This window comes from Pseudoroseomonas cervicalis ATCC 49957 (assembly GCF_000164635.1).
GTDB classification, from domain to species: domain Bacteria; phylum Pseudomonadota; class Alphaproteobacteria; order Acetobacterales; family Acetobacteraceae; genus Pseudoroseomonas; species Pseudoroseomonas cervicalis.
This window is the reverse complement of the sequence record NZ_GG770777.1, coordinates 1,216,825-1,223,015: the sequence shown is the minus strand read 5'-3', so window position 1 is coordinate 1,223,015 and position 6,191 is coordinate 1,216,825. Positions and strand designations below refer to the sequence as shown.

General features: G+C 74.5%; 5 protein-coding genes and 1 pseudogene. 5 read left to right on the top strand and 1 reads right to left on the bottom strand.

All coding sequences use genetic code 11. The features are described 5' to 3' along the window. The first annotated feature begins 226 nt into the window (after nucleotides 1-226). The gene (locus HMPREF0731_RS05305; RefSeq protein ID WP_007003013.1) at nucleotides 227-1,288 is read left to right on the top strand and encodes a FecCD family ABC transporter permease; all 1,062 of its coding nucleotides are present in this window, start codon (nucleotides 227-229) and stop codon (nucleotides 1,286-1,288) included. Nucleotides 1,289-1,370: 82 nt separating this feature from the next. Beyond that, nucleotides 1,371-2,153 (top strand): annotated as a pseudogene (locus tag HMPREF0731_RS05300) (ABC transporter ATP-binding protein); the annotation flags it as partial. 9 nt (nucleotides 2,154-2,162) lie between these two features. Here HMPREF0731_RS05300 and HMPREF0731_RS05295 read toward each other — a convergent pair. Continuing rightward, nucleotides 2,163-3,497 (bottom strand): CNNM domain-containing protein, encoded by a 1,335-nt coding sequence (locus HMPREF0731_RS05295; RefSeq protein WP_245538246.1) that lies wholly within the window; start codon nucleotides 3,495-3,497, stop codon nucleotides 2,163-2,165. Nucleotides 3,498-3,697: 200 nt separating this feature from the next. Here HMPREF0731_RS05295 and HMPREF0731_RS05290 point away from each other — a divergent pair, with 200 nt between their 5' ends. From HMPREF0731_RS05290 to HMPREF0731_RS05280, 3 genes are read left to right on the top strand one after another with little or no spacing between them, the layout of a single operon-like run. After that, nucleotides 3,698-4,378, top strand: coding sequence for a winged helix-turn-helix domain-containing protein (locus HMPREF0731_RS05290; protein ID WP_007003010.1), 681 nt, complete (start codon nucleotides 3,698-3,700; stop codon nucleotides 4,376-4,378). Nucleotides 4,379-4,404: 26 nt separating this feature from the next. Next, the gene (locus HMPREF0731_RS05285) at nucleotides 4,405-5,835 is read left to right on the top strand and encodes a sensor histidine kinase (protein WP_007003009.1); all 1,431 of its coding nucleotides are present in this window, start codon (nucleotides 4,405-4,407) and stop codon (nucleotides 5,833-5,835) included. Nucleotides 5,836-5,893: 58 nt separating this feature from the next. Beyond that, nucleotides 5,894-6,187: a hypothetical protein gene (locus HMPREF0731_RS05280; RefSeq protein WP_040611937.1), complete on the top strand. Its 294-nt coding sequence runs from the start codon at nucleotides 5,894-5,896 to the stop codon at nucleotides 6,185-6,187. The last annotated feature ends 4 nt before the right edge of the window (nucleotides 6,188-6,191 follow it).

The following is a 6,191-nucleotide window of genomic DNA, read 5'->3' as shown; positions in this document are numbered from 1 at the left end:
GCGTCCCGCCTGGGGGCGGGGGCGGCCCGCGCGCCCCGCGCGGAGCGCAGCCCCGCCCCGCATGGCAAAGGTTGGCGTTTGAGTTGCGAGTGATTATGGATTGCGCGCCTCCCAGGGAAGGGCCGCTGCCTGTGATCTCCGCCCAAGCTTCCGCCCGCCGCCCCGGCGCGGGTTCTCGTCGCTCTCCGGCCCCGCTCCGCCACGCCAGGGCGCGGATGGGCGGCCGATGAGCGCCAGCCTGGTCGCGCCGGGCGCCGCCGCCGCCGGCTACCGCGCGCTGCTGGCGCGGCGCATCGCCGTGCTGGTGGGGCTGGCGCTGCTGCTGACGGCCTCGCTGCTGCTCGACATCGCCACCGGCCCGTCGCGGCTGGGCCTGTCCGATGTGGTGCGGGTGCTGCTGAACCCGGCCAGCGCCAGCGGCCCGGTCTCGGTCATCGTCTGGGACGTCCGGCTGCCCTACGCCATCATGGCGGTGCTGGTGGGCGCCGCCCTGGCGCTGGCGGGGGCCGAGATGCAGACGGTGCTGAACAACCCGCTGGCCAGCCCCTTCACGCTGGGCGTCTCCTCCGCCGCCTCGCTCGGCGCGGCCCTGGCCATCGTGCTGGGGGTCGGGCTGCCCTGGGTGCCGCAGGAATGGCTGCTCTCGGGCAATGCCTTCCTGTTCGCCTTCGGCTCGGTGCTGCTGCTGCGCACGCTGTCGCGGCTGCGGGGCGCGGGGGTGGAGGCGCTGGTGCTGTTCGGCATCGCGCTGGTCTTCGCCTTCAACGCCGCCGTGGCGCTGCTGCAATTCGTCGCCACGGAGCAGGCGCTGCAGCAGCTGGTGTTCTGGTCGATGGGCAGCCTGGCGCGGGCGAGCTGGAGCAAGATCGGCATCATGGCGCTGGCGCTGGCGGTGGCGATTCCCTTCTCCGCCCGTGCCGCCTGGCAGCTGACGGCGCTGCGGCTGGGGGAGGAGCGGGCGCTGTCCTTCGGCATCAACGCCGACCGGCTGCGCGACGCGGCCTTGCTGCGCGTCTCGCTGCTCTCCGGCGTCTCGGTGGCCTTCGTCGGCACGATCGGCTTCATCGGCCTGATCGGCCCGCACGCGGCGCGGCTGCTGGTGGGCGAGGACCATCGCTTCTTCCTGCCGGCCTCGGCGCTGTGCGGCGCGCTGCTGCTCTCCTTGTCCTCGCTGGCCAGCAAGATGCTGGTGCCCGGCCTGCTGATCCCGATCGGCATCGTCACCGCCCTGGTCGGCGTGCCGGTGTTCGTGGCGCTCGTCTTCACCCGCGGCCGCCGTGCCGGCTGATGCCGGTGGGCAGCGCCCACCGGCCCTGACAGACAAAAGAAGGGGGCCTGGGGGAATTCATTCCCCCAGCCTTCCGGAGAATGCGATGCGGCTCGAGATTTCCGGCCTGACGCTTGGCTATGGCCGCCGCCCGATCCTGACCGATGCCTCGCTGGAGGCACTGCGGGGCGGCGGCATCACCGCGCTGGTCGGCCCGAACGGCGCCGGCAAGTCGACGCTGCTGCGTGGCCTGGCCGGGCTGCTGCCGGCCAAGGGCTCGGTGCGGCTGGACGGGCAGGAGATGGTGGGCCGCCGGCTGGAGGAGCGGGCGCGGCACATCGCCTACATGCCGCAGAGCCTGCCGCAGGGTGTGGCGCTGACGGTGCTGGAGGCGCTGCTGGGCGCGCTGCGGGCGAGCCCGACCGCGGAGGGGGTGCTGTCCGCCCAGGCCGCCACCGACCGCGCCGTGCATCTGCTGGAGCGGCTGGGCATCGGCGATCTGGCGCTGACCGCGCTGGACCGGCTTTCGGGCGGCCAGCGCCAGCTCGCCGGCCTGGCCCAGGCGCTGGTCCGCCGCCCGCGCGTGCTGCTGCTGGACGAGCCGACCAGCGCGCTCGACCTGCGCCACCAGCTCTCGGTGATGGCGCTGGTGCGGGAGCTGACGCGGCAGCACGGGCTGGTGACCGTGGTGGTGCTGCACGACCTGGCGCTGGCGGCGCGGTTCTCGGACGCGGTGGTGATGCTCTCGGGCGGCAGCATCCGCGCCCAGGGCACGCCGGAGGCGACGCTGACGCCGGCGATGCTGGCCGAGGTCTATGGTGTCTCGGCCCGTGTCGAGCGCTGCTCGATGGGGCAGCTCCAGGTGCTGGCGGATGCGCCGCTGTGACGCGGCGCCTCAGTCGGCGTCGCGGCCGATGCTGAGCCGGTCGATGCGCCAGCCGCGCCGCTCCAGCACGGTGAGGGTGTAGCGCCCGACGCGGATCCGGGCGCCGATCTCGGGGATGCCGTGGGTGCGGGCGATGGCCAGGCCGCCGGCGGTGCTGGCCTCGTCCTGCGGCAGGTCCCAGTCCAGGGCGTGGTTGATCTCGCGCAGCCGGGCGTCGCCGCGCACCTCGACGATGCCGTCGGCGTCGTCGTCGGCGATGATCGCCTCGCCGCGCTGCGCGATCTGGCCCACCACCACCTCGACGATGTCCTCCAGCGTGACGAGGCCGCGGATGGTGCCGTATTCGTCCACCACCAGGGCCAGCTTCGGCGTCATGGCGCGGAAGGCGTGCAGCTGCTCGCGCAGCGGCCGTGTCTCGGGCACGAAGCTCGGGGGGGCGGCGAAGCGCTTCAGATCGACCGCGCCCCCCTCCTGGCGGGCGGCGGCCAGGGCATGCAGCGCGGCGCGGGCATCGACGATGCCCAGCACCTCCTCGCCGCGCTGGCGCCACAGCGGCATGCGGCTGTGCGGCGCCGCCAGGATGCGCGCCATCAGCGCCTCGGGCGCCGCGTCGGCGTCGAGGGCGTGGATGCGGGCGCGGTGGGTCATCACGTCGCCCACCGTCAGGTCGTCGAGCGCCAGCACGCCGCGCAGCATGCGCCGCTCCTCCTGCGCCGCCGCCTCGGCCTCGCCGCGCTCGTCGGTGCCGTGCAGCTCGATGGCGCCGAGCAGCTCCTCCTCGCTGCGCCGGGCCTGCGCCGCCTGCACGCCGAACAGGCGGAACACGTGGCTGAGCAGCCAGTTCACCGCGCTGCCGAGCGGGCCCAGCAGGCGCATCACCGCGGCCAGCAGCGGCGCCGCCGCCAGCGCCGTGGCGTCCGGCCGCTGCAGCGCGTAGGTCTTGGGCAGCACCTCGGCGAAGATGACCAGCAGCACCGTCATCGCCAGCGAGGCATAGACCACGCCGCCCTCGCCGAACCAGGCGATCAGCAGGCTGGAGGCCAGGGCGGTGGCGGTGGTGTTGACGAAATTGTTGCCCACCAGCAGGGCGGCCAGGAAGCGGTCCTTGCGCTCCTGCAGCCGCGACAGGGTGAGGGCGCGGCGGTCGCCCTCCCGGGTGCGGCGGGTGATGAAGGCCCGGCTCGCGGCGGTGATCGCGGTCTCGCTCCCCGAGAACAGGGCCGAGAGGATCAGCAATGCCAGGATGGCCCCCAGCATCGCCCAACTGACCGCGTCCATCGCCTTGTATCGCTCCTCGCGCCGATTGCGGCCCAGCACCTGCCAGAGCGGGGGGGCGGGACGCAAGCACCGATCCGCCGCCCGGCCGTCATTCCCCCGTCACCCCGGCTGCCCCACCGGCCCGGCCGCGCCGCTGCGGCGGGGGCAGGGCTGCTCCGGCCGCTCTGGCGCGACGGCGCCGGCCAGGGCATCCTGGCCGGCCCGGCGCGCCATGATCGAGCCCCCCTTCCGCGGGGCGGGCGCGCCGCGACAAGGAGCGCAGCACCATGCGAATTCTGCTGGTGGAGGATGATGCCGAGGTCGGCCGCTTCGTGAAGAAGGGGCTCCAGGAGGCCGGGCACACGGTCGAGCACGCGGCCAATGGCCGCGACGGGCTGTTCATGGCGGCGGGGGAGAGCTTCGACCTGCTGGTGCTGGACCGCATGCTGCCGGGCGGCGTCGACGGCGTCCGGCTGGTGGAGACGCTGCGCGGCCAGGGCAACCACACCCCCGTGCTGTTCCTCTCGGCGCTGGGCGGGGTGGATGAGCGGGTGAAGGGGCTGAAGGCCGGCGGCGACGACTATCTGGTCAAGCCCTTCGCCTTCGCCGAGCTGCTGGCGCGGGTCGAGGCGCTGGGCCGCCGCCCGGCGGTCGATGCCCCCGCCACCCGGCTGAAGGTCGCCGACCTCGAGCTGGACCTGCTGTCGCGCACCGTGACGCGGGCGGGGCGCAAGATCGACATCCAGCCGCGCGAATTCCGCCTGCTGGAGCACCTGATGCGCCATGCCGGGCAGGTCGTCACCCGCACCATGCTGCTGGAGAAGGTGTGGGACTACCACTTCGACCCGCAGACCAACGTGATCGACGTGCATGTCTCCCGCCTGCGGCAGAAGCTGGACAAGGGGCAGGACAAGCCGCTGATCCACACGGTGCGCAACGCCGGCTACATGATCCGCGCCGAGCCGTGAGGCCGGGCGGGCTCTGAGGGGCGGACATGCCGCACCGGCGCAAGCAGTATCCGGGCCCGCTGTGGCGGCTGCTCTCCTCGGCGGGGTTCCGCTTCGCGACGCTGTTCGCCGCGCTGTTCCTGGCCGCCGGCCTCGCCTTCGCCGGGGTGCTGTGGTGGGGCACGGCGGGCACGCTGGAGCGGCAGACCGATGCCGCGATCCGCGCCGACGCCCACGCCCTGGCCGAGCGCTGGCGCGATTCCGGCGCCATGGGGGCGGTGGAGGCGATCGGCGAGCGGCTGGCCCTCGATGCCGAGGGGCAGTCGCTCTACCTGCTGCTGGACGCGCAGGGGGCGCGGCTGGCCGGCAACCTGGCCGCGCTGCCGCCGCAGGCCGAGGGCCGCCCGGCGGGGGGCTGGTACCGGCTCAGCCTGGACCATGACGAGGACGAGCCGGGCGAGGCGCGGCTCTACGTGCTGGACTTCCCCGGCGGCGCCACCCTGGCGGTGGGGCGCGAGGTGGGGGAGAAGCAGCGGCTGCGCGCCCTGCTGACCGAGGGGCTGGCCTGGGCCGCCTGCGCCGCGCTGCTGTTCGCGCTGCTGGGCGCCGCGCTGATGCGGCGGGCGCTGGAGCGGCGGCTGAGCCCGGCGGTCAGCACCGCCGCGGTGATCGCCGGCGGCGACCTGTCGCACCGCGTGCCGCTCTCCCTGCATGATGACGAGTTCGACCGGCTGGGCGCCAGCATGAACGCCATGCTGGACCGCATCGCGCATCTGATGGAGGGGGTGCGCGGCGTGTCGGATGCCATCGCGCACGACCTGCGCACGCCGATCTCGCGCGCCCGCTCGGGGCTGGAGGAGGCGCTGCTCTCCGAGAGCGAGGACCCGGCGGTGCTGCGCGGCGCGATCGAGCGCGGCATCGCCGACCTCGACAATGTCACCCGCGTCTTCCAGGCGGTGCTGCGCATCGCCGAGGTGGAGGCGGGGGCGCGGCGCGCCGCCTTCGCGCCGCTCGACATGGCGCTGCTGCTGGCCGACGCGGCGGAGCTGTACGGCGCCTCGGCCGAGGCGCATGGCCAGGCGCTGCAGACCGAATGGCCGGAGACGCTGCCGCTGGTGGGCGACCGCGACCTGCTGCTGCAGGTGGTGGCGAACCTCCTGGACAATGCGGTGAAGTTCACGCCGCCCGGCGGCACCCTTCGCCTCACGGCCACGCAGGAGGCGGAGGCGGTGGTGGTGCAGGTGGCCGATGAAGGGCCTGGGCTGGCGCCGGAGGACCGCGAAAGGGTCGGCGAGCGCTTCTTCCGCACCGACCGGGCGCGCACCACGCCGGGCTCGGGGCTGGGCCTGTCGCTGGTGCGGGCGGTGGTGCAGCTGCATGGCGGCGCGCTGTGGTTCGAGGATGCCGGCGGCCCGCCCGAGCGGCCGGGGCTGCGGGTGGTGTTCCGCCTGCCGGCGACGCAGCCGGGCGGGGCATGACCCCCTCTTCATCCGCTGCCCATCGGGGGGAAGGGGTGGCTGCGGCAGGATGGCGCCCATGCTGCTGCGCCTGCCCTGCCTCCTCGCCCTCTCGCTGGCCGCGCTGCCGGGTGCCTTCCCGGCGCTGGGGGCGGAGCTGCGCCTGCTCACGCCGAGCCTCGCCTATTGCGACGAGCTCGGCAGCCGCTATGCGCGGCTGCCGCGCAGCCGGCAGGAGGTGGCGCGCGGCCTGGCGCTGGAGGGGTTGCAGCTCTGCCGCGAGGGCTATGTCCGCACCGGCGTCGCCAAGCTGCGCCGGGCGCTGCGCGCCGCCCAGGCGCCGCGCGAGAAGCTGGCCGAGGAGCCGGGCTGACCGT